Source organism: Nocardiopsis dassonvillei, assembly GCF_964273065.1.
Lineage (GTDB): Bacteria > Actinomycetota > Actinomycetes > Streptosporangiales > Streptosporangiaceae > Nocardiopsis > Nocardiopsis dassonvillei_B.
Window position 1 is genome coordinate 1,851,722 of sequence record NZ_OZ186815.1, and the last position, 20,753, is coordinate 1,872,474.

17 protein-coding genes are annotated in these 20,753 nt (G+C 73.7%); 8 read left to right on the plus strand and 9 right to left on the minus strand.

Annotated elements, in window-relative coordinates; all coding sequences use genetic code 11:
* Positions 1-57: 57 nt before the first annotated feature.
* From ACSUPR_RS08345 to ACSUPR_RS08360, 4 genes are all read left to right on the plus strand, one after another.
* Entirely contained in the window at positions 58-429 is a 372-nt protein-coding gene (locus ACSUPR_RS08345) for a DUF6703 family protein (RefSeq protein WP_436890563.1), read from the plus strand.
* A 62-nt stretch (positions 430-491) separates the two neighbouring features.
* Positions 492-1,328: a metal ABC transporter ATP-binding protein gene (locus tag ACSUPR_RS08350; protein WP_436890564.1), complete on the plus strand. Its 837-nt coding sequence runs from the start codon at positions 492-494 to the stop codon at positions 1,326-1,328.
* The gene (locus ACSUPR_RS08355) at positions 1,321-2,223 is read left to right on the plus strand and encodes a metal ABC transporter permease (RefSeq protein ID WP_436890565.1); all 903 of its coding nucleotides are present in this window, start codon (positions 1,321-1,323) and stop codon (positions 2,221-2,223) included. The genes ACSUPR_RS08350 and ACSUPR_RS08355 overlap by 8 nt, the downstream gene beginning before the upstream one ends.
* Entirely contained in the window at positions 2,220-2,609 is a 390-nt protein-coding gene (locus ACSUPR_RS08360; protein WP_436890566.1) for a Fur family transcriptional regulator, read from the plus strand. Before ACSUPR_RS08355 ends, ACSUPR_RS08360 begins: the two co-directional genes overlap by 4 nt.
* 159 nt (positions 2,610-2,768) lie before the next feature.
* Here ACSUPR_RS08360 and ACSUPR_RS08365 read toward each other — a convergent pair whose 3' ends face one another.
* From ACSUPR_RS08365 to recO, 4 genes are all read right to left on the minus strand, one after another.
* Positions 2,769-3,587, minus strand: a complete 819-nt coding sequence (locus ACSUPR_RS08365) for an SGNH/GDSL hydrolase family protein (protein ID WP_436890567.1) — start codon at positions 3,585-3,587, stop codon at positions 2,769-2,771.
* Positions 3,588-3,736: 149 nt separating this feature from the next.
* Positions 3,737-4,531 (minus strand): SGNH/GDSL hydrolase family protein, encoded by a 795-nt coding sequence (locus tag ACSUPR_RS08370; protein WP_436890568.1) that lies wholly within the window; start codon positions 4,529-4,531, stop codon positions 3,737-3,739.
* Positions 4,531-5,367: an isoprenyl transferase gene (locus ACSUPR_RS08375; RefSeq protein WP_436890569.1), complete on the minus strand. Its 837-nt coding sequence runs from the start codon at positions 5,365-5,367 to the stop codon at positions 4,531-4,533. Before ACSUPR_RS08375 ends, ACSUPR_RS08370 begins: the two co-directional genes overlap by 1 nt.
* Entirely contained in the window at positions 5,364-6,095 is a 732-nt protein-coding gene (gene recO / locus ACSUPR_RS08380) for a DNA repair protein RecO (RefSeq protein WP_436890570.1), read from the minus strand. The genes ACSUPR_RS08375 and recO overlap by 4 nt, the downstream gene beginning before the upstream one ends.
* 327 nt (positions 6,096-6,422) lie before the next feature.
* Here recO and ACSUPR_RS08385 point away from each other — a divergent pair, with 327 nt between their 5' ends.
* Together ACSUPR_RS08385 and ACSUPR_RS08390 are read left to right on the plus strand one after the other, a co-directional pair.
* Entirely contained in the window at positions 6,423-7,268 is an 846-nt protein-coding gene (locus ACSUPR_RS08385; protein WP_436890571.1) for a CAP domain-containing protein, read from the plus strand.
* Between the two features lie 630 nt (positions 7,269-7,898).
* Entirely contained in the window at positions 7,899-8,612 is a 714-nt protein-coding gene (locus ACSUPR_RS08390) for a DUF2625 family protein (RefSeq protein ID WP_436890572.1), read from the plus strand.
* A 46-nt stretch (positions 8,613-8,658) separates the two neighbouring features.
* Here the strand turns inward: ACSUPR_RS08390 and leuA are convergent, their stop codons facing one another.
* Together leuA and ACSUPR_RS08400 are read right to left on the minus strand one after the other, a co-directional pair.
* Positions 8,659-10,359 (minus strand): 2-isopropylmalate synthase, encoded by a 1,701-nt coding sequence (gene leuA / locus ACSUPR_RS08395; RefSeq protein WP_436890573.1) that lies wholly within the window; start codon positions 10,357-10,359, stop codon positions 8,659-8,661.
* Between the two features lie 643 nt (positions 10,360-11,002).
* Entirely contained in the window at positions 11,003-12,067 is a 1,065-nt protein-coding gene (locus ACSUPR_RS08400; RefSeq protein ID WP_436890574.1) for an alkene reductase, read from the minus strand.
* A 163-nt stretch (positions 12,068-12,230) separates the two neighbouring features.
* On the opposite strand from ACSUPR_RS08400, the gene ACSUPR_RS08405 reads away from it, so the two are divergent.
* Positions 12,231-15,521 (plus strand): AfsR/SARP family transcriptional regulator, encoded by a 3,291-nt coding sequence (locus ACSUPR_RS08405; protein ID WP_436890575.1) that lies wholly within the window; start codon positions 12,231-12,233, stop codon positions 15,519-15,521.
* Between the two features lie 295 nt (positions 15,522-15,816).
* Complete coding sequence (locus tag ACSUPR_RS08410; protein WP_436891924.1) at positions 15,817-17,025, plus strand: M14 family metallopeptidase; 1,209 nt, start codon at positions 15,817-15,819, stop codon at positions 17,023-17,025.
* A gap of 110 nt (positions 17,026-17,135) precedes the next feature.
* Here ACSUPR_RS08410 and gcl read toward each other — a convergent pair whose 3' ends face one another.
* The 3 genes from gcl to ACSUPR_RS08425 all read right to left on the minus strand — a co-directional run bounded on the left by gcl (position 17,136) and on the right by ACSUPR_RS08425 (position 20,725).
* On the minus strand, positions 17,136-18,851 hold the full coding sequence (gcl, locus tag ACSUPR_RS08415; RefSeq protein ID WP_436890577.1) for a glyoxylate carboligase: 1,716 nt from the start codon (positions 18,849-18,851) through the stop codon (positions 17,136-17,138).
* Between the two features lie 126 nt (positions 18,852-18,977).
* On the minus strand, positions 18,978-19,862 hold the full coding sequence (locus ACSUPR_RS08420; RefSeq protein ID WP_436890578.1) for a 2-hydroxy-3-oxopropionate reductase: 885 nt from the start codon (positions 19,860-19,862) through the stop codon (positions 18,978-18,980).
* A gap of 65 nt (positions 19,863-19,927) precedes the next feature.
* Positions 19,928-20,725, minus strand: a complete 798-nt coding sequence (locus ACSUPR_RS08425) for a hydroxypyruvate isomerase family protein (RefSeq protein ID WP_436890579.1) — start codon at positions 20,723-20,725, stop codon at positions 19,928-19,930.
* Positions 20,726-20,753 lie beyond the last annotated feature (28 nt).

The window sequence follows — 20,753 nt, forward strand, 5'->3', positions numbered from 1 at the left end:
CCGCGGCGGTGACGGCCCCGGAGCGATGTGACGGCCCCCTGGACTGAACGGACCCCCATGACCCCTCCCGAACACGGTGACGAGAAGCGGATGGAAGACGAGGGCCGCCCCCTCCCCCCGGGGGACTCCCTGTACACGCCGGGCGCGGGACCGGTGCGCCGGGCGGTGGAGCGGCGCAGCGCGGTACCGCTGGTGTGGCTGCACCGGTCGCCGCGGTGGCTGACGCCGCTGCTGCTGGGCGTGCTGTTCGTGGCGGGACTGCTGGCCCCGGGGCTGGCGGGCGCGCTCTGCCTGCTGCCGGTGGCGCTGTTCCTGGCGTGGCTGGCCTTCCTGGCCTGGCCCTCGCTGGATTCCCGGCAGCGGGCTCCGAGGGTGCTGGTCGTGGCGGTGATCGCGGTCCTGGCGGTGGCCCGGCTCCTGGGTTTCTGAACTGTTATCACCCTGAGGCCGGGCGTTTTGACAATCATTTTCGTTTTCGTGATAATGGTGGCGTGTCCGCCCAGATCAGGGACGAGTCCGTCCCACCCGCCTTCCAGGCCGTCGACGCCCGTGTCGCCTACGACGGGGTCCCCGTCCTGGACGGGGTGAACGTCGCGATACCCGCGGGCGGGACCGTGGCCGTCCTGGGCCCCAACGGGTCGGGCAAGTCCACCCTCATGCGCGCGATGCTCGGCATCGTGCCCCTCACCTCCGGCGGAATCCGCGTCCACGGCACCCCGCTGTCCCGGTTCCGGGACTGGCGGCGGATCGGCTACGTGCCCCAGCGGCTCACCGCGGGCGGCGCCGTGCCCGCCACGGTGCGCGAGATCGTCGCCTCCGGCCAGGTCGCGGCCCGCCGCCGGCTGTCGCTGCCCACCCGCGCCGACCGGGCCGCGGTGGACGACGCCCTGGCCGCCGTCGGCCTGACCGACCTGGCCCGGGCATCGGTGCGCGAGCTCTCCGGCGGCCAGCAGCAGCGCGTGCTCATCGCCCGCGCCCTGGCCGGGAACCCCGACACCTTCGTCATGGACGAGCCGATGGCCGGGGTGGACGCCGAGAACCAGCGCGCGCTCGCCCGCACCATCGCCCGCCTGCGCGAGCGGGGGGCCACCGTGGTCCTGGTCCTGCACGAGCTGGGGCCGCTGGAGGAGGTCATCGAACGCGCCGTGGTGCTGGAGTCGGGCCGGATCGTGCACGACGGCACCCCGCCGGCGCCGACCGGCGAGTGCGCCAGGCCCGGCCACGAGCACCAGCACCCCCATCCCGACCCCAACGACCCCGACCCGCGGGCGGCCGAGCTGCCCTCCCCCGCGGACCTGATGCGACTCGAGGTGCCCGGCCGTGATTGACCTCCTCCAGTACGAGTTCATGCGGCGGGCGCTGGTCGCCGCGGTACTGGTCGGCCTGATCACGCCGGTCATCGGTACCTACCTGGTCCAGCGGCGCCTGGCGCTGCTGGGCGACGGGATCGGGCACGTCGCCCTGACCGGTGTGGCCCTCGGCCTGCTCACCGGCACCTCCCCGCTGCTCTCCGCGGCGGTCGTGTCGATGATCGGGGCGGTCCTCATCGAGGTGGTGCGGGTGCGCACCCGCACCAGCGGCGACGTGGCCCTGGCGCTGCTGTTCTACGGCGGCATCGCGGGCGGCGTGCTCCTGATCGGGCTGACGCCGGGGGCGAGCAACGCCACCCTGACCGGGTTCCTGTTCGGTTCGGTGAGCACCGTGAGCGAGGAGGACCTGTGGGTCGTCGCGGTGCTCGCGGTGGGCGTGGCCGCGGTGGTGGCGGTGTTCGGCCGCGAGCTGTTCGTGCTCTGCCAGGACGAGGAGGTGGCCCGGGCGCACGGGCTCCCGGTGCGCTTCCTGAGCGTGCTGCTGGCGGTCACCGCGGCGCTGACCGTGGTGATCGCGATGCGGGTGGTGGGGCTGCTCATGGTGAGCGCCCTGATGATCGTGCCGGTGGTCGCCGCCCAGCAGCTGACCCGCAGTTTCCGGGTGACGATGTCGCTGGCGGTGGTGATCGGCCTGCTGTCCTCACTGGGCGGGCTGAGCACCGCGTTCTACGCCGACCTGGCCCCGGGCGCCACGATCGTCCTGCTGGCCCTGGCCGTCTTCGTGGTGGCCGTGGGCGTGGGAGGGGTGCTGCGCCGGGCCTCGGGGCGCAGGGACGCGAACACCCGGCCACCGGTGGTGGCCGCCGCGGCCGGTACGATGCCCGAGAGCGATCCGGGGAGGGTGAGCCGTTGAACACGACGACGACACGACGCGAGGCGGTCCGTCGGGCGCTGAACGCGTCCAGCGGTTTCCGCAGCGCCCAGGACCTGTACGCGGACCTGCGCGCCGAGGGTTCCAAGATCGGCCTGACCACGGTCTACCGGGCGCTCCAGGCGCTGAGCGACTCCGGGGAGATCGACGTCCTGCGCACCGACGAGGGCGAGGCCGTCTACCGCGCCTGCGGCAGCGAGAGCCACCACCACCACCTGGTGTGCCGGGTGTGCTCCACAGCGGTGGAGGTGGAGGGCCCGGCCGTGGAGCGCTGGGCCGCCGAGATGGGCGAGGCCCACGGGTTCACCAGTGTCACTCACAGCGTGGAGATCTTCGGGACCTGCGCGTCCTGCTCCGAGGCCTCCTGAGGGAACGGGACCCGGGTCCGCCGCGGAGGCGGACCCTTCCCGGACGAGGCCCCCGCAGGGACCGTGCGGGCGGACACGCGTGCGGCCCCGGCGCGGGCGCGGTGGTGACCGCGCCCGCCGGGGCCGCCGGGTGGAGCGCCCCCGGCGGCCGGTGCGCGGTCAGCGGTCCCGGCGCAGGGGCTCCAGGGCCGGGCGCTTGGCGGTGACGTTGTCACCGGAGGAGCGGCCGGTCAGCCGGCGGTGGATCCACGGCATCAGGAACTCGCGGGCCCAGTGCAGGTCCTCCTGGCGGGCGACCCGCCAGTCGCGGGGCTCGGCGGGCGGCCACGGCTCGTTCCAGTCGCCCTCGACCGGAACGCCCAGGACCTCGCACACGCGCAGCGCCAGGCGGCGGTGGCCCTCCGGGGAGAGGTGGAGGCGGTCCCAGTTCCAGGCCCGCGCGTCGTCCAGGACCCGCATGCTCCACACGTCCACCACGTCGCAGCCGTAGCGGTCGGCGATGGCGCGCAGGTGCATGTTGTAGGTGGCGATCTTGCCGCGCAGGTGGCGCATGACCGGCTGCCAGTTGGTGTCGAATCCGGTGAAGATCACGATGCGCGCGCCGGTGCGGGACAGCTCGGCGATGGCCTCTGCGAAGACCACCGCCACGGCGTCGGGGTCCGCCCCGGGGCGGATGATGTCGTTGCCGCCCGCGCAGATGGTGATGAGGTCGGGGGAGAGCTCGACCGCGCGGGGCAGCTGCTCGTCGACGATCTGCCGGATCAGCCTGCCGCGAACGGCGAGGTTGGCGTAGCGCACCTCGCCGACGTGGTCGGCGAGGTGTTCGGCCACCCGGTCCGCCCAGCCCCGGTAGCGGCCGTTGGGCACGCTGTCGCTGTCCGGGTAGGGGTCGCTCATGCCCTCGGTGAAGCTGTCACCGAGGGCGACGTAGGACAGGATGTCCCTGGTGGTGAGGTCGTTCGTCCCAAAGCCGCTCATGGTGAGTGATGATGCAACTTCGCGCCATGGTTACGCGACAGTAGGTTTCCGGTTTTCCGGGTTTTGAGCGTGACGTCACACCCCGCCCGGCCCCGGAGGCCGCGGACCACCACCCGGGCGCGCCCTCCGTGAGCGGCTTCGGGACGGGGTCACCTCTCCTTGGTGAGGGGCGCCAGCTCCGGGCGCTTGGCGGTCACGGCGTCACCGGAGGAGCGGCCGGTCAGGCGGCGCCCGATCCACGGCCCCAGCGACTCCCGCACCCACGTCAGGTCCTCCCTGAGCGCCGCGGTGCGGCCCACCGGCTCCGCCTCGGGCCAGGGCTCGTCCCAGCGCTCGGCGACCGGGACGCCCAGCACCTCGGCCACCCGCAGCGCCAGGCGGCGGTGGCCCTCGGGGGACATGTGCAGCCGGTCGGCGTCCCAGGCGCGGCCGTCGGTGAGCACCTTCATCGACCACTGGTCGACCAGGAGGCAGCCGTACCTGTCGGCGATCGCCCGGACGTTCATGTAGTAGCGGGCGAACAGGCCGATGGTGCCGCGCATGTACCCGGTGGCGATGTTCACGCCGGTGAACAGCACGACCTGCGACCCGTTGGCCCGCAGCCGGGACACCGTGCCGTCCAGGATCCTGGCCATCCGCTCCGGGTCCCCCGCCGGGCGCAGCAGGTCGTTGCCTCCCGCGCACAGGGTGACCACGTCCGGGGCCATCTCCAGGGCCGGGGGCAGCTGGTCGGTGACGATCTGGCGCATCAGCTTGCCGCGCACGGCGAGGTTGGCGTACCGGATCTCCCCCAGGTGGTCGGCGAGGTGCTCGGCCACCCGGTCCGCCCAGCCGCGGAAGCCGGAGCCGTCCGGGTAGGGGTCCCCCACGCCCTCGGTGAAGCTGTCGCCGATCGAGACCAGGGACATGCCCGGACGCAGCAGCGGGGTTTCCTGATCCGCCATCACTTCTTCTCCTCCTCCTGCCGGGACCCGGCCACGGGGTTCGGCTCGGCGCCGCCGTAGCGGCGGTCCCGGCGTGCGTAGATCTCACAGGCCCGCCACAGGTCGCGGCGGTCGAAGTCGGGCCAGAGCGTGTCCAGGAAGACGAACTCGGCGTAGGCGGACTGCCAGAGCAGGAAGTTGGACAGCCGCTGCTCGCCCGAGGAGCGCAGGAACAGGTCCACCGGGGGGACCTCGGGCGAGTACAGGTTCTGGGAGAGGGTCTCCTCGGTGATCTTCTCCGGGGAGACCTCCCCGGCCGCGACCCTGCGGGCCAGGGCGCGCACGGCGTCGACGATCTCGGCCTGGCCGCCGTAGTTGACGCAGAACTGGAGGGTGAGCGCGGTGTTGTCGCGGGTCATCTCCTCGGCGTCGCGCAGCTCCTTGATGACGCTCTTCCAGAGCATGCCGGAGCGGCCCGCCCAGGTGACGCGCACCCCGCGGGCGTGCAGCTCGTCGCGGCGGCGGCGGATGACGTCGCGGTTGAAGCCCATGAGGAAGCGCACCTCCTCCGGGGAGCGCTTCCAGTTCTCCGTGGAGAAGGCGTACGCCGAGAGGTTCGGGATGCCCAACTCCAGGGCGCCCTCGATGACGTCGAAGAGGGACGCCTCACCGGCCTTGTGGCCCTCGGTACGCGGCAGGCCGCGCTGCTTGGCCCAGCGGCCGTTGCCGTCCATGACCACGGCGACGTGCCGGGGCACCAGGTCGGCGGGGATCTCGGGAGGGCGCGCCCCGCTCTCGTGCGGGACGGGCGCGGTGTACTCCCGCCGGTTACCGGTGTCGAAGCTGAACAGACTCAAGAACGCTCCACGTGGCGCAGTGATCGGATTCCGTTTTCCAGATGCCACTGTAGGTACGCCGCGACCAGCCCGCTGCACTCGGAGCGGTGCCGGGGGTCGCTGGCGTCCGCCGCCGCCCAGTCGCCTCCGAGCAGGGAGGACATGAGGCGGACGGTCTCGGGCGAGGGGTGCACGCTGCCGTGCGGGCGGCACACCGTGCACACCGTTCCGCCCGCGTGGATCGCGAAGGAGCGGTGCTCCCCGCGGCCGCCGCAGCGGGCGCACTCGGTCAGCGCCGGCGCGTACCCGGCCACGGCCAGGGAGCGGAGCAGGTAGGCGTCCAGGACCAGCCGGGCGTCGTGCGAGCCCTCGCCCAGGGTGCGCAGCGCTCCCAGGAGCAGGAGGAACTGGCGCAGGGCCGGGTCCTTCTCGACGGCGACGACCTTCTCGGCGGTCTCCAGCATCGCTGTGGCGGCGGTGTAGCGGGAGTAGTCGGCGACGATCGCCTCGCCGTAGGCGCGGACGGTCTCGGCCTGGGTGACGACGTCCAGGGTACGGCCGGTGTGCAGTTGCAGGTCGACGTGGGTGCACGGCTCCAGCCGGGCGCCGAACCGCGACCGGGTGCGCCGCACCCCCTTGCCCACCGCCCGGACCAGGCCGTGGCGCCGGGTCAGCAGGGTGATGATGCGGTCGGCCTCGCCCAGCTTCTGGTTGCGCAGGACGACGCCCTCGTCACGGTAGAGGCTCACTCCCCCATTGTCGCGGATACCGGTGACCGTCCTTGCGCCGGGATCGACCACATGTGCACGACGCGCACCGCCTTGACCAGGTTGATCACGTTTTGGATTCCCTTTTCAAGATATTTGGTCTACTCTCACGCGCTAGATATCACTCGTCGGGCCCGCCGCCCTTCCCCCGCGGCATCCCCGGCGCCGCCACGCCGTGGCCCGGCCCCCTATTCCGGAGCCACCGAGATCTCACGTGGCCATGGGCGAACCGAGAACCGCCCGAGGGTACGAACCCCGCTTCGGGTGGTCGATCCGCCCGTAACCCGCACATACCGGAGGAGAGCGATTATGGCGCGTGGTCGTCGAGGAAAACGACGGGCCAGCACCCGGCGCTCGCAGCGCAGACGGCCGGTGCCCCTGGCCGTCACGCTGGCCGCGGTGCCCGTCGGCCTGACACTGGCCGGAACGCTTCTGGTCACGGGGGCCGGTGAGGAACTGAACCCGTTCCGGACCACCGCGGACGGGTCGGCACTGCCGGAGGGCTCGGCCTCGTCCGTCAGCACCGAGCCGCCGGCGGTACCGGAGGCGTCGGAGGACCCGGACTTCTTCGTGTCCCCGGACGCGCCGGCGGCGGAGCACACCCCGTCGGGGGACATCGAGCCGCAGAGCGCCGGCGTCACCGCCTCGTCCTCACCAGAGGACTCCGAGGAGTCCGCAGGAGGGGACGCGGACCGCGGCAGCGCCGCGGGCGGCGGCGGGAGCGCCGGAGGCGGTAACGGCAACGGCAACGGTGGGGGCGGCAACGGCGGCCAGGGCGGCGCGGGTGCCTCCGCCGTCACCGACGAGGTGGTCCGCCTGGTCAACGCCGAGCGCGCCGGGGCCGGGTGCGGCACCCTGCGTGTGGACAGGCGGCTCACCGCGGCCGCCCAGGAGCACAGCGAGGACATGGACCGGCGCGACTACATGAGCCACGAGAACCCGGAGGGCGAGGGCCCCGGGGACCGGGCCCGCCGCCACGGCTACGACGCCTGGGGCGCCGAGAACGTCGCCAAGGGCCAGACCAGCGCCGCCCAGGTGATGGACTCCTGGATGAACAGCCCGGGGCACCGCGCCAACATCCTCAACTGCGGCCTGGTGGCCATCGGCGTCGGCGAGTCCGGCAACGCCTGGACCCAGATGTTCGGTTGGGAGTAGTCCGGCGACGGGCGGGGCCGTATCCCGCCGGGTGCGGCCCCGCCCCGCGCACGCGGGCGCCGCGGTCCGCCATCGGGCCGACCGGGCCGCCGGAGCGCACGCTCCCGGAGCCCCGGAGGTCGGTCCGGGGGGCCTGGCCGCCCGGCGCGGAGGCCTCGCCGGGCGGCGTCACCGGAGGCCGGGGGGCGGTTCCGCCGCTCCGGGTCGGTGAGCGCCCGGACCGGGCGTTCCAGCCGGAACCCGACGGTGTCGGGGGTCCCGGGGAGGTCCGCGGAGTACACGTCGCGCTCGGCGCCGGAGGGCTCGAGGACGGCGGCGAGCGGGGACGGCGGTGCGCGGCGCCGCCTCGGGGGACAGTGCCTCCGGGGGGCCGCAGGTCACCGGTGGGCGCGGACCCGGATACGGCACCGCCGCGTCCGGCCGCCGCACCGCGCCCCCTCCGGCCCCGGCCGCGGGAACGGGCGTCCGGAGGGTCCGCCGGATGCCCCGGCGGGCACCCCGCCCGGAACCCCGTCACCGCGGGAACCACGGCGGACGGGGGTTCCCGGTCGTGCGGGCGACGTGTCCGGGGCCGGTACTAGGGTGAGCGGCACGGTATCGAAGACGTTCGCCGCGGGCGGGAGGGCACGGGTGCGCGAGCTCAGTGAGCTGATCGAGGTGGACCGGCCCGGGTGGCCGCAGGTGCTCGGGCACCTGGAACGGTCCCGGGTCCCGGTGCGGGCGCTGCCCGGGGACCCCGGGCGGGGGCGGACCTGCCTGCACCGGTTGCAGGTGACCGCCCGGTCGTTCCTGGGCGCGATGGCGCTGGAGAGCGGCGGCCTGCTCGTGGACGACGGCTGGCTGCGGGTGCACGGGGGCGGCGGCCCGGGCCTGGCGGGGCTGGGCGAGGTCAACGACCTGAGCGCGGCCGTGGTGCACGGCCCCCCGGTGCGGCTCGTGGTGGGGCACGACGTGCTGGGCGGGGTGTTCGCACTCAACGGCCCGGCCTGCGAGGACGACCGGTATCCGGGCAGGCCCGGTGAGATGGTGTACTTCGCCCCCGACAGCCTGCGGTGGGAGCCGCTGGAGGCCGCCTACTCCTCGTGGCTGCTGTGGATGCTCCAGGAGCACAACCTGGAGAACTTCTACGCCGACCTGCGCTGGCCGGGCTGGCGCCGGGCGGTCGCGGGCCTGGCCCCGGACCTCGGACTGGCGGCGGACCCGTTCCTGTGGACCCGGGAGGCGGCCGGTGATCCGGCCGCGGTGCGGCGGCGGCCGGTGCCGGTCGCCGAGCTGGTGGGGCTGAACCGGGATTTCGCCGCCCTGGCGGGCGGACCGGACCCGGGGCCGTTCGGGACCCTGTGACGGGCGGGGGCCCGCGGCGGTGCCGCGGGCCCCGTGCGTCCGTGTGTCAGGCGCGGCCGATGGCGCTGCACAGGGCGCGCAGCGACGCGGTGGTGATGCTGCTGTGGATGCCCACGCCCCACACCACGCGGCCCTCGATCTCGGCCTCGACGTAGGCGGCGGCGCGGGCGTCGCCGTCGGCGCCCATGGAGTGCTCCACGTAGTCCATGACCCGTACCTTGACGTCGACGTCGGCCAGGGCGTCGCAGAAGGCGGAGATGGGTCCGTTGCCGGTGCCGGTCAGTTCGCGGATCTCGCCCTTGACCCGGGCGTCGGCCTCGATGCGGTAGGTGCCCTCGGCGTCGGTGGTGGAGCGGTGCGCCAGGACGGCGACCGGGCCGTCCTCGCGCAGGTAGGTGTCGGAGAAGATCTCCCAGATGCGCTCGCCGGAGAACTCTCCACCCTCGGCGTCGGTGAACTTCTGGATGACCTGGGAGAACTCGATCTGCAGGCGGCGCGGCAGGTCCAGGGAGTGGTCGCGCTGCATGATGTAGGAGACGCCGCCCTTGCCGGACTGGCTGTTGACCCGGATGACGGCCTCGTAGTTGCGGCCGACGTCCTTGGGGTCGATGGGCAGATAGGGCACGTCCCAGCCGTACTCCTCGACGGGGACCCCGGCCGCCCGGGCGGCCTCCTCCAGGGCGGTGAAGCCCTTCTTGATGGCGTCCTGGTGGGAGCCGGAGAAGGCGGTGTACACCAGGTCGCCGCCGTAGGGGTGGCGGGGGGCCACGGGCAGCTGGGTGCAGTGCTCGACGGTGCGGCGGATCTCGTCGATGTCGGAGAAGTCGATCTGCGGGTCGACGCCCTGGCTGAACAGGTTCAGGCCCAGGGTGACCAGGCAGACGTTCCCGGTGCGCTCGCCGTGCCCGAACAGGCAGCCCTCGACGCGGTCGGCGCCGGCCATGACGGCCAGCTCGGCGGAGGCCACCCCGGTGCCGCGGTCGTTGTGCGGGTGCACGGAGACGACCACGTGCTCGCGCCGCGACAGGTTGCGGCTCATCCACTCGATCTGGTCGGCGTAGACGTTGGGGGTGGAGCGCTCGACGGTGGCGGGCAGGTTCAGGATGATCTCGCGGCCGGGGCCCGGACGCCATACGTCCATGACCGCCTCGCAGACCTCCAGGGCGAAGTCGATCTCGGTGTCGATGAAGATCTCGGGCGAGTACTCGTAGCCGAAGTACTCGGTGTCGCCCAGGTACTGCTCGGCGAAGCGCATGACGTGGCGGGTGCCCTCGACGGCGATGGCCTTGCAGGCCTCGCGGTCCACCTTGAAGACGACGCGGCGGAAGGTCGGCGCCGTGGCGTTGTACAGGTGGACGGTGGAGCGCTTGGCGCCGACCAGGCTCTGCACGGTGCGCTCGATCAGGTCCTCGCGGGCCTGGGTCAGGACCGAGATCTGGACGTCGTCGGGGATCAGGTCGCCCTCGATCAGGGAGCGCACGAAGTCGAAGTCGGTCTGGCTGGCGGCGGGGAAGCCGACCTCGATCTCCTTGTAGCCCATCCTGACCAGCAGCGCGAACATCTCGCGCTTGCGGGCGGGGTCCATCGGCTCGATCAGGGCCTGGTTGCCGTCGCGCAGGTCGGTGGACAGCCACCGGGGCGCCTGCGTGATGGTCCTGGACGGCCAGGTGCGGTCGGGCAGGTCGACCGGCTTGAAGGGCGCGTAGCGCTGGAAGGGCATGGGGGAGGTCTGCTGCTGGGGCACCATTGCGGTGGCTCCTCGGATTCGCTGGGCGTGGTCAATGGCCGACCGTGGACAAGCCGAAGCCCCGCGGCGAGGGAGCCGACCCGTACTAACGACCCCCGCCGCGGCCGCTAAGAAGGAGCAGCTCGCACAGCATGATGGGGCCACGCTAGCAGAAGGCCCGGAAATGCTGGAACTCCCTGTCCACATGATGGGACGAGTGTCACGTGACCTGCGCCTTCCCCAACGCGCGCGGGTCCGGGATTCATCCGCCCCTCCGCAGGAGTCTCGATTTCGAGACAACCGATACCTCGATCTCGAGATATGCCGGAGAGGTCTGTACCATTGGGACGAACCCTTCAGTGCTAGGGGGGTCGTTCGAGTCCCGCCGGGGGATCCAGGGTGCGGCCAACACCCGAGGCCGCCGTCGTTCCGCGCCGTTCACACGTAAGCCGCGGCCGACGGTCGCGCCGGTCCCCCGGCGGGATTTCTCTTCTCCGGTCGGCGCCGAAGGGCCCCGGCCTCCATCCCGCTCGAACCGGCGCGACGGCCCGCGGCCCCGCGGCCCGCGGGAGCACCGCCCCGCCCCCGACCGCCGGGCGGAGGACGCCCCGGGGCGCGACGGCGGCGGGGCGCCCCCCGGGTGGAGGGGCGCCCCGGCCGGGGGTCAGGCGCCGGCGAGGTACGGGTAGTCGGTGTAGCCGGTGTGGTCGCCGCCGTAGAAGGTGGCCGGGTCCGGCTCGTTGAGGTCGGCGCCCGAGCGCAGGCGCGCGTCCAGGTCGGGGTTGGCCAGCCAGGCCGCGCCCAGGGCCACCGCGTCGGCGCCCCGCTCCAGGGCCGGTTCCACGCTCGACAGGTCCAGCCCCGTCGCCGGGTTCACCACCAGCGTCCCCTCCCACAGGCGGCGGAGCAGCGGGGTGTGCTCGTCCCCGCCGATCTGCGCGGTGTGCAGGAAGGCCAGGTCGGAGCGGTGGGCCAGCCCCCTCAGCAGGGTCGTGTACTGCCCGACCGGGTCGCTCTGGGAGATGCCGTTGTAGCCGTTGGACGGGGAGATCCGCAGCGCGGTGCGGTCGGCGCCGATGGTGTCGGCGACGGCGTCCACCACCTCGATCGCGAACCGGGAGCGGCGCTCGGCGTCGCCGCCGTACTCGTCGGTGCGGCGGTTGGACTCGTCCGAGAGGAACTGGTTGATCAGGTAGCCGTTGGCCCCGTGGAGCTCCACCCCGTCGAACCCGGCGGCGACGGCGTTCTCGGCCGCCGTGGCGAAGTCGTCCACGACCTCGCGGATCTCCGCGACGGTCAGCTCCCGGGGAACCGGGTGCGGGACCATGCCCGACCCGTCGAAGAGCTGCTCGCCGGAGGCGACCGGGGACGGCGCCACCGGCAGGCCGCCGTCCGGGTACAGGACCGGGTGGCCGATCCGGCCGGTGTGCATGATCTGGGCGAAGATCAGCGACCCGCGCTCGTGGACGGCGTCGGTGACGGGCTTCCAGGCCTCCACCTGCGCGGCGTCGTGCAGGCCCGGGGTGTCGATGTAGCCCTGGCCGCGCACACTGGGCTGGATGCCCTCCGTGATGATCAGTCCGGCGGACGCGCGCTGGCCGTAGTACTCGGCGACGCGGCCGTCCGGGCGGCCGCCGTAGGCGCGGGACCGGGTCATCGGGGCCATGAACAGGCGGTTGGCGGCCTCGTTGCGGCCGATCTTGACCGGCTCGAACAGGGACTCGTTCACGGGAACCTCCGGGGTGTCTGGGTGAGGGCTCCGCCCTCGGGAACGGTTCGAACGTAGGCCGGGGCGCCGTCCGACCCCTTGCCGTCCGCTGTCCGTCCGCTGTCGTGACCGGGCCCACCTCGCGGCGCGGAGCGCGCGGACCCCCGCGTATAGGCTCTCCGGTATGCGATTCGGGGTGCTGGGGCCGCTGGCCGTGTGGACCGACGGAGGCGCGTCCGTAGGCGTGCCGGGTGCCAAGGTGCGCGCCCTGCTGGCACTGCTGCTCGTCCACCGCGGCGAGGCGGTGTCGGTCGACCGGCTGGTCGAAGAGCTGTGGGACGCCCCGCCGCCCGACCCGGCCGCAGCGGTGCAGACCGCGGTGTCCCGGCTGCGCGGCGCCCTGGACCGGGGCGAGCCGGGGTTCCGCTCCCGGGTGGAGTCGGGCCCCTCGGGCTACCGGCTGCGCGTGGACGCCGACGCCCTGGACGCCGACCGGTTCGAGGCGCTCGTCGCCCGGGCCCGGCCCGGCGGCCCCCGGGAGCGGGTGCGCCTGCTGGACGAGGCCCTGGAGCAGTGGCGCGGCCCGGCCCTGGCCGACCACGCCGACGCGGCCTTCGCCGCGGCACCGCTGGCCCGCTGGGAGGAGATGCGCCTGGCAGCCCTGGAGGACCGCGCCCGGGCCCGGCTGGAGCTGGGCGAGGGCCCCGAACTCGTCGCCGAGCTCGGCGACCTGGTGCGCGAGCACCCGGTCCGGGAGCGGCTGCGGGCGGCGCACATGCTCGCCCTGTACCGCGCGGGCCGCCAGGGCGAGGCCCTGGAGAGCCACCGGGAGCTGCGGGAGCTGCTGGCCGAGGAGCTCGGTGTGGACCCCGGGCCGGAGGTCACCCGGCTGCACGCGGACATCCTCGCCCAGTCGTCCGACCTGGCTCCGGCCGCACCGGCCCGCCCCGGGCCCGCCCGCCACCCGAACGCCACGTCCCCCGAGGCGGCCCCCGTCCCCGCGGACCGGCCCCGGGGCTCGGTGCCCGCGCCGCTGACCGACCTGGTCGGCAGGGATGCCTGCGTCGCCGCGGTGCGGCGCGACCTCGCGGAGTCGCGCCTGACCACGCTGCTGGGGCCCGGCGGTGTCGGCAAGACCTCGATGGCCCTGGCCTCGGTCGCCGACGGCGACGGCCGGTTCGGCCCGGTGTGGTTCGTGGAGCTGTCGGGGCGCGGAGCCGACGCCGGCGACGGGGTCGCCGAGGAGGTCGCGGCCGTGCTGGGCCTCCAGGACGAGACGTCCCGGACCTCCCGGCCCCGGTCGGTGACCGCGCGCATCGCCGAGTCCCTGGGCTCCGGTCCGGCCCTGCTCGTGCTGGACAACTGCGAGCACCTGGTCGCCCCGGTGGCCGACCTGGTGGGGCGCCTGCTCGGGGCCGCGCCGGGGCTGCGGGTCCTGGCCACCAGCCGGGAGCCGCTGGGCCTGCCCGGCGAGCGCCTGCACCAGGTGGAGCCGCTGGGTCTGCCCTCCGGGAGCTCGGCGGAGGAGGTCGCCGCCTCCGACGCGGCGGTCCTGTTCGCCCGGCGGGCCGCGGCGTCGGTGCCCGGCTTCACCGTGGACGCGGGGAACGCGGAGGCGGTGGCCGCGATCTGCCGCCACCTCGACGGGCTCCCGCTGGCCCTGGAACTGGCCGCGGCCCGGGTGCGCTCCCTGGGGGTGCACCGGCTCGCCGACCGGCTGCACGACCGCTTCCGGGTCCTGGGGGCGGGCGGCCAGGACCGCAGGCGCACCCTGTGGGAGACGGTCGACTGGAGCTGGCGGCTGCTGACCGGCCCCGAGCAGGCGGTACTGCGCCGCCTGTCCGTTCCCACCTGCGTGTTCACGCTGGAGACGGCGGAGACGATCGCCGCCGACCCCGCCGGCGGGCCGGGGGTCGCGACGGCCGACGTCGCCGGGATCCTGGCCGGGCTGGTGGACCGGTCCCTGGTCGCGGTCGGACGTGAGGGCACCCGGTACCGGCTGCTGGAGACGATCCGCGCCTACGCCGCGGAGCGGCTGGCCGCCGCCGGAGAGGAGGACCGCGTGTGGCACCGCTACGCGCGGCACATCGCCGAGGGCCGGGAGCGGGGCGAGGCGGCGGACTTCACCCTGGATCCGCACCAGCAGGACGCCGACCGGCAGGCCACCGACGTGCGGACGGCGATCGAGTGGTCGGCCGACCACGGGCACCCGGACATCGCGCTGCGCGTCGCCGCCCGCCACGGCTGGTTCTGGTACCTGAGGGGCCGGTACCGGGAGGGGTACCGGCTGCTGTCGCGGGCACTGGAGGTACCGGGCCCGGCGGACCCCGCCGACCGGACCGAGGCCCTGCTGTGGCACGCCGCGCTGGGGGCGGCCGAGTGCGTCGGCGAACCCGGGCGCGGACCGGCGCGCGAGGCGCTGTGGACCGCCGAGAGGCCGTCCGACCCCCGGACCCGGGCCCGCGCGGAGACCCTGCTGGTGTTCATGACGGCCCTCTCCGACAGCGTCGGCACGGGCCTCGTCCCGGACACCTGGCCCGACGACCGGCTGTCGGAGGCCCTGCGGACGTTCGAGGCGGAGGGCGACCCGTGGTGGACGGCCTTCGTGCTCCACCTGCGCGGATGGCGGGCACTGCGGCGCAGCGACCTGGGACCCGCCCGCCGCGACGCGGACCGGAGCCTGGCGCTGTTCTCCCGCACCGGGGAACCGTGGGGCGAGGCCCGGGCGCACAGCCTGCTGGGCGTGGTCGCGGGGATCGAGGGGTCCTACGCCGAGGCCGCGCACCGGCACCGCAGCGCCCTGGGACTCGCGGAGGGCCTGGGGCTGTGGCCGACGGTGGTGGACGAACTGGGCCGCCTGGCCCGGGTCCACATGCTGACCGGGGACCTGGACGGGGCCGACCGGCACAACCTGCGGGCCCTGCGGATCGCCGGTGAGCAGGCCTTCCGGGCGGGGCGGCGGTTCACCGTGGCCGGACTGGGGATGACCGCCCGCCGCCGCGGCGACCTCGACACCGCGGAGGAGTACCTGGGCGAGGTGCTGGAGGTGCACCGCCAGGACGGGTACCGGCCGGGGCTGGCGTTCGCGCTGGCGGAGCTGGGATTCACGGCCGAGCAGCGCGGCGACGCCGCCGCGGCCCGGGAGCTGCACCTCCAGGGGCTGGGGTACGCGCGCATGAGCGGGGACCCGCGTGCGGTGGCGCTGGCCCTGGAGGGGCTGGCCGGGGCGGCCGCCCTGGACGGCGACGGTGCCGCGGCGGCCCGGCTGGTGGGCTGCGCCGAGCGGATCCGGGAGGAGGCGGGGGCGCCGATGCCCGAGGCGGAGCGGTTCGACGTGGACCGCGCCCTGGCCGCCGCCCGCGCCCTGCTGGGCTCCGAGGCGGTCGAGCGCGCCCGCTCCGGGGGCCGTGACCTGTCCCTGGAGGCCGCCGTCGCCGAGGCCCTCTCCCCCGCCCGGGAGCCTCAGCCGAGGTAGGCGGGTGGCCGGATGTGGCCGGGTGGGGACGGGGTACCCGCGACGACAGGAGCGGGTCCGGCGGACGTGACATGGGCTTCGGGGTTTTCCGCGGCAAACATCCACATATGACTTAGAGATCATGAATGTTGACAGAACGTGGTGATCTCTTCTGCAATGACGCCACCGTGTCCGATCGCCTCACCCCCGCTCACGGAGGCATCCCGTGGAGACCACCCGTTTCCCGTCCCCCCGGCGCGCCCGCATCCCCTCGGGCGTCCGCCGCACCCTCGTCCCCCTGACCGCCGCCGCCCTGATGCTCGGCACCCTGGCCGCCGGGAGCGCCACCGCCGAACCCGAGTACGACCTGTACGTGGTGGACGGCGCGAGCACTCCGCAGGACCGCACCGCCATCGCCTCGACCGGTGCGGCCATCGACCAGGTCGCCGCCGACGAGGTCCTGGTCACCGCCACCCCCGACGACGCGGCGGAGATCGCCGCGCTCGGCTTCGGGGTGGAGGCCCTGGAGGTCCCGCGGACGTTCGCGAACCCCGATCCCGGCTACACCACCTACCCCGAGCTCCTCGACCTCGTCGACGAGGTCGTCGCCGACCACCCCGGCCTGGCCGTCTCCTCCGTCATCGGCACCTCGCACGAGGGCCGCGACATCGTCGCCGTCAAGATCAGCGACAACGCGGCGACCGACGAGGACGAGCCGGAGGTGCTGTTCACCCACGCCCAGCACGCCCGCGAGCACCTGACCGTCGAGATGGCCGTGTACCTGCTGGACCTGCTCACCGACGGGTACGGCACCGACGAGCGCATCACCGGGCTGGTCGACGAGCGCGAGATCTGGATCGTCCCCAACGTCAACCCGGACGGCTCCGAGTACGACATGGCGGGCAGCACCTGGCGGGACTGGCGCAAGAACCGCCAGCCCAACACCGGGACCTCGGCGGTGGGCACCGACCTCAACCGCAACTGGGACTACATGTGGGGCTGCTGCGGCGGCTCCTCCGGCAGCCCGGGCAGCGTCACCTACCGCGGCCCGGCCCCCGAGTCCGCCCCCGAGGTGCGGGTGGTCGCCGACTTCGTGCGGAGCCGGGTGGTGGACGGCGAGCAGCAGATCACCGCCGCCATCGACTTCCACACCTACAGCGAGCTCATCCTGTGGCCGTTCGGCAACACCTACTCCGACGTCACCGAGGGGATGAACCGCGACGAGTACGACACCCACGCGGCGCTGGGCGCCCACATGGCCGAGGCCAACGGGTACACGCCCCAGCAGTCCAGCGACCTGTACATCACGGACGGGACGATCAACGACTGGCTGTGGGGCGACCAGCGCATCGTCAACTTCACCTACGAGATGTACCCCCGCTCGGCCTGGGAGGGCGGGTTCTACCCGCCGTCCTCGGTGATCGAGAGGGAGACCGCCCGCAACGAGGAGGCCGTGCTGCGGCTGCTCGACTACGCCGACTGCCCGTACCGGATCATCGGCGAGGAGGACGCCTACTGCGGCTGACCCGCGCCGCGGACGCGTGGAAGGCCCCTCTCCCCCGAGCCAGTGAGGGGAGAGGGGCCGTTGTGCACCGCGGGCCGGAGGTGAAGGAAGGCCCGGCCCGCGGAGGTCCGTCAGGCACCGGGGACCGGTTCGAACTCCTTGACCGCGTCGATCGCCGGACCGTGCGGGGTGTTGGCCTCGCGTTCGATCATGATCTCCACGAGGACCGGCCGGGAGGTCGACCTGGCCTCCTTGCGGGCCCACTCCAGGGCGTCGCGGATCTCCCCGGGCTCCCAGACGCGGCGGCCGGAGCAGCCGTACGCCTCCATGATCTTGACGTTGTCGGTGCCGTACTCGTCGTAGTGGATGTCCACCTGGTAGTTCATCTCGTAGGGGATGGACGCCTGGCGGATCAGGCCCAGGTACTCGTTGTTGAGCATGATGATGACGTAGGGGACGTTGTACTGGGCGGCGACGGCCAGTTCCTCGACCATGTACTGGAACCCGTAGTCGCCGACGATGCCGACGACCTCGGCGTCGGGATCGGTCTCCTTCAGCGCCTTCTTGACGCCGATGGCCGCGGGGATCTCCCAGCCCAGCGGGCCGGCCTGGCCGCAGATCTGGTAGCGGCGCGGCTTGTACGCCTTCTGGTGCTGGCCGCCCCAGATCTGGTACAGGCCGATGGCGGTGACGAAGTAGGTGTCCTCGTCGAAGACCTCGTTGATCTCCTTGTAGACGCGCGGCGCCTTGACCGGCACGCTGTCGAAGTCCTCGCGCCGGGTCAGGGTGGCCCTGAGCTCGCCGACCCGGTCCACCCAGCCCCCGACCTCGGCCCGGGCGTCGCGCCGCTTCGCCGCGGCCAGCAGCTCGCGCAGGAAGAGCCGGGCGTCGGAGACCACGCCCAGGTCGGGCTCGAAGACCCGGCCGATCTGGGTGGCCTCGATGTCGACGTGGATGAACTTCCGCTCGCCCCGGTAGACGTCGATCTGCCCGGTGTGCCGGTCGGCGAAGCGCGCGCCCACGGCCAGGACCAGGTCGGACTCCAGGAACGAGGCGTTGCCGTAGCGCTGGGAGGTCTGCACGCCGGTCATGCCCGCGTACAGCGGGGAGTCCTCGTCGAAGGCGCCCTTGCCCATGAGGGTGACCTGGACCGGGACGCGCAGGTACTCGGCGAGTGCGCGCAGGTCGTCGGAGGCCTCGGCGAGGATGACGCCGCCGCCCGCCAGGATGAGCGGGCGCTCGGCGGCCAGCAGCAGGTCCAGGGCGCGCTCGATGCGGGGCAGGTGGGGCTCGACGGTGTTGACCTTGAGCGGGGCGTCCAGCGCGGGGTCGTACTCGATGACCTGCTGGGCGATGTCCACGGGGATGTCGATGAGGACGGGCCCGGGCCGGCCCTCGCGGGCGATCCGGAAGGCCTCGCGGAAGATCCACGGGGCGGTCGCCGCCTCCTTGACCTGCACCGCCCACTTGGTGACGGGCTTGGCGATCTCGACGATGTCGACGGCCTGGAAGCCCTCCTTGTCCAGCAGGTCGGTGCGCTGCTGGCCGGTGATGCAGACGATCGGGATGGAGTCGGCGATCGCGGTGTACAGGCCGGTGATCATGTTGGTCCCGGCGGGACCGGAGGTTCCGATCGCCACCCCGACCCTGCCGGTGGTGCGCGACCAGCCGTCGGCCATGTGGGTGGCGCCCTCCTCGTGGCGGACGACGAGGTGCTCGATCCCGCCGACGTCCTCCAGCGCCTTGTAGAGGGGCAGGATGGCGGCGCCGGGGCAGCCGAAGGCGGTGTCGACGCCCTCGTCCTTCAAGACCTCGACGACCGCGTTCATCACGGGCATCTGTGCCATGGCTGTTCCTTCAGTGCTAGGGGGAGGTACCGGGGCGGGCCGGGCCCGGCGGGTTCCGCGGTGCGGCCACACGCGCGGTCGCCGGGTCGGCCCGGGCGGCGGAGCGGCTCCTCCGCCGCGGGTCGGCTACTCGCGGCCGGAGAACTGCTCGACGATCTTCAGCAGCGCGGAGTGGTCGAGGCCGCCGTGGCCCTGCTGCTTGAGGGCGGCGACGTACTGGGCGACCTGGGCGCCCAGGGGGATCACGACCCCGGCGGCGTGCGCGGAGTCGGTGACGATGCGCATGTCCTTGTCGTGCAGGGCGATCCGGAAGCCGGGGGTGAAGTTCCGCTCGCGCATGGCCCTGCCCTTGCGCTGGAGCACGGTGCTGCCCGCGAGTCCGCCGCCCAGGACCTCCAGCCCGGCCTCGGTGTCCACGCCGTGGGCCTCCAGGAAGACCAGGGCCTCGGCCAGGAGCTGGATGTTGCCGGCGACGATGAGCTGGTTGGCGGCCTTGACGGTCTGTCCGGCGCCGCTGGGGCCGACCAGCACCGGGGTGGTGCCCAGGACGTCGAAGAGCGGCCGGGCCGCCTCGAAGTCCTCACGGGAGCCGCCGACCATGATGGACAGCTTGGCCTCGATCGCTCCGGCCTCACCGCCGCTGACCGGCGCGTCCAGGACCCGGAAGCCGCGTTCGGCGCCGGCGGAGGCCACCGAGCGGGAGACGTCGGGGCGGATGGTGCTCATGTCGATGACGAGGGTGCCGGGCTTGGCGTGCTCGAACACGCCGTCCTCGCCGAGGAGGAGGGCCTCGACGTCCGGGGAGTCGGGGACCATCGTGATGACGGCGTCGGCGTCGGCGACCGCCCCGGCGACCCCGCCGCCGCGCAGGCCGCCCTCGGCGACGAGGGCGTCCACGCGGTCGGGGGTCAGGTTGTGGCCGGTGACGGTGTATCCGGCGCGGACGAGGTTGACGGCCATGGGCAGGCCCATGATGCCGAGACCGATGAAGGCGACCTTGCGGATGGACACGGGATGCCCCTTCCTGTTCGTGGCTGTGGCTGTGGCTGTGGCCGTGGGCGCGGCCGGTGCGGTGCTCAGCGCAGGCGGCCGAAGCTCTGCGCGGTGGGGACGGTGGGCTTGTACTCCAGGCCCACCAGGCCCTGGTATCCGCCCTTCTGGGCTGCGGTGAGGAGGTCGTCGATGGGCAGCTCGCCGGTGCCGGGCTCGCCGCGGCCGGGGACGTCGGCGATCTGGACGTGCCCGAACTCGGCCGCGTGGTCGCGGACGACCGCGGCGACGTCGTCGCCGTTGGCGGCCAGGTGGTACAGGTCGGCGAGCAGGGCGACGTTGTCCGCCCCCGCCGCCCTGGCCCTCCCGACGAAGTCGAGGCCCTCGCGGGCGGTCTTGAGCGGGTAGTCCTCGGCCCCGCTGAGGGGCTCGATGAGGACGGTGCCGCCGACCCGGGCGACCGCTTCGGCCGCGGCGACGGTGTTCTCCAGGGCCAGGCGGTCCTGTTCGGCGGGGTCGACCCCGGCCTGTCGCAGGCCGTACAGGGCGTTGAACCCGGTGGTGCCGGTGCGCTCGGCGATGGCGGTGACCACGTCGAGGTTGGCGCGGAACTCGGCGGAGCGCGCGGGCTGGGAGAGCACGCCCCGGTCGGGTCCGGGCAGGGCCCCGGCGAAGAAGTTGAGGCCGGTCAGGCGCACGCCCGCGGCGTCGATGGAGGCGACGAAGGCGTCGACGTCCTCGCCGGGCGGGGTGGCGCTCTCGAACGGCCACCAGAACTCGACGGAGTCGAATCCGGCGTCGCGGGCGGCCCGGGGGCGCTCGTGGAGGGGCAGCTCGGTGAAGAGCATGGAGCAGTTCACCGTGTACCCGAGGGTGTGGCTCATGCACTGCCTCCGGCTCGATTTCCACTAT

What these genes read in the sequence shown, in the direction of transcription:
- ACSUPR_RS08410 (WP_436891924.1), top strand. Translation starts at nt 15,817, where the DNA reads ATGCTCGGCACCCTGGCCGCCGGGAGCGCCACCGCCGAACCCGAGTAC.
- leuA (WP_436890573.1), bottom strand. Translation starts at nt 10,359, where the DNA reads ATGGTGCCCCAGCAGCAGACCTCCCCCATGCCCTTCCAGCGCTACGCG.
- ACSUPR_RS08365 (WP_436890567.1), bottom strand. Translation starts at nt 3,587, where the DNA reads ATGAGCGGCTTTGGGACGAACGACCTCACCACCAGGGACATCCTGTCC.
- ACSUPR_RS08345 (WP_436890563.1), top strand. Translation starts at nt 58, where the DNA reads ATGACCCCTCCCGAACACGGTGACGAGAAGCGGATGGAAGACGAGGGC.
- ACSUPR_RS08405 (WP_436890575.1), top strand. Translation starts at nt 12,231, where the DNA reads ATGCGATTCGGGGTGCTGGGGCCGCTGGCCGTGTGGACCGACGGAGGC.
- ACSUPR_RS08370 (WP_436890568.1), bottom strand. Translation starts at nt 4,531, where the DNA reads ATGGCGGATCAGGAAACCCCGCTGCTGCGTCCGGGCATGTCCCTGGTC.
- ACSUPR_RS08425 (WP_436890579.1), bottom strand. Translation starts at nt 20,725, where the DNA reads ATGAGCCACACCCTCGGGTACACGGTGAACTGCTCCATGCTCTTCACC.
- ACSUPR_RS08385 (WP_436890571.1), top strand. Translation starts at nt 6,423, where the DNA reads ATGGCGCGTGGTCGTCGAGGAAAACGACGGGCCAGCACCCGGCGCTCG.
- gcl (WP_436890577.1), bottom strand. Translation starts at nt 18,851, where the DNA reads ATGGCACAGATGCCCGTGATGAACGCGGTCGTCGAGGTCTTGAAGGAC.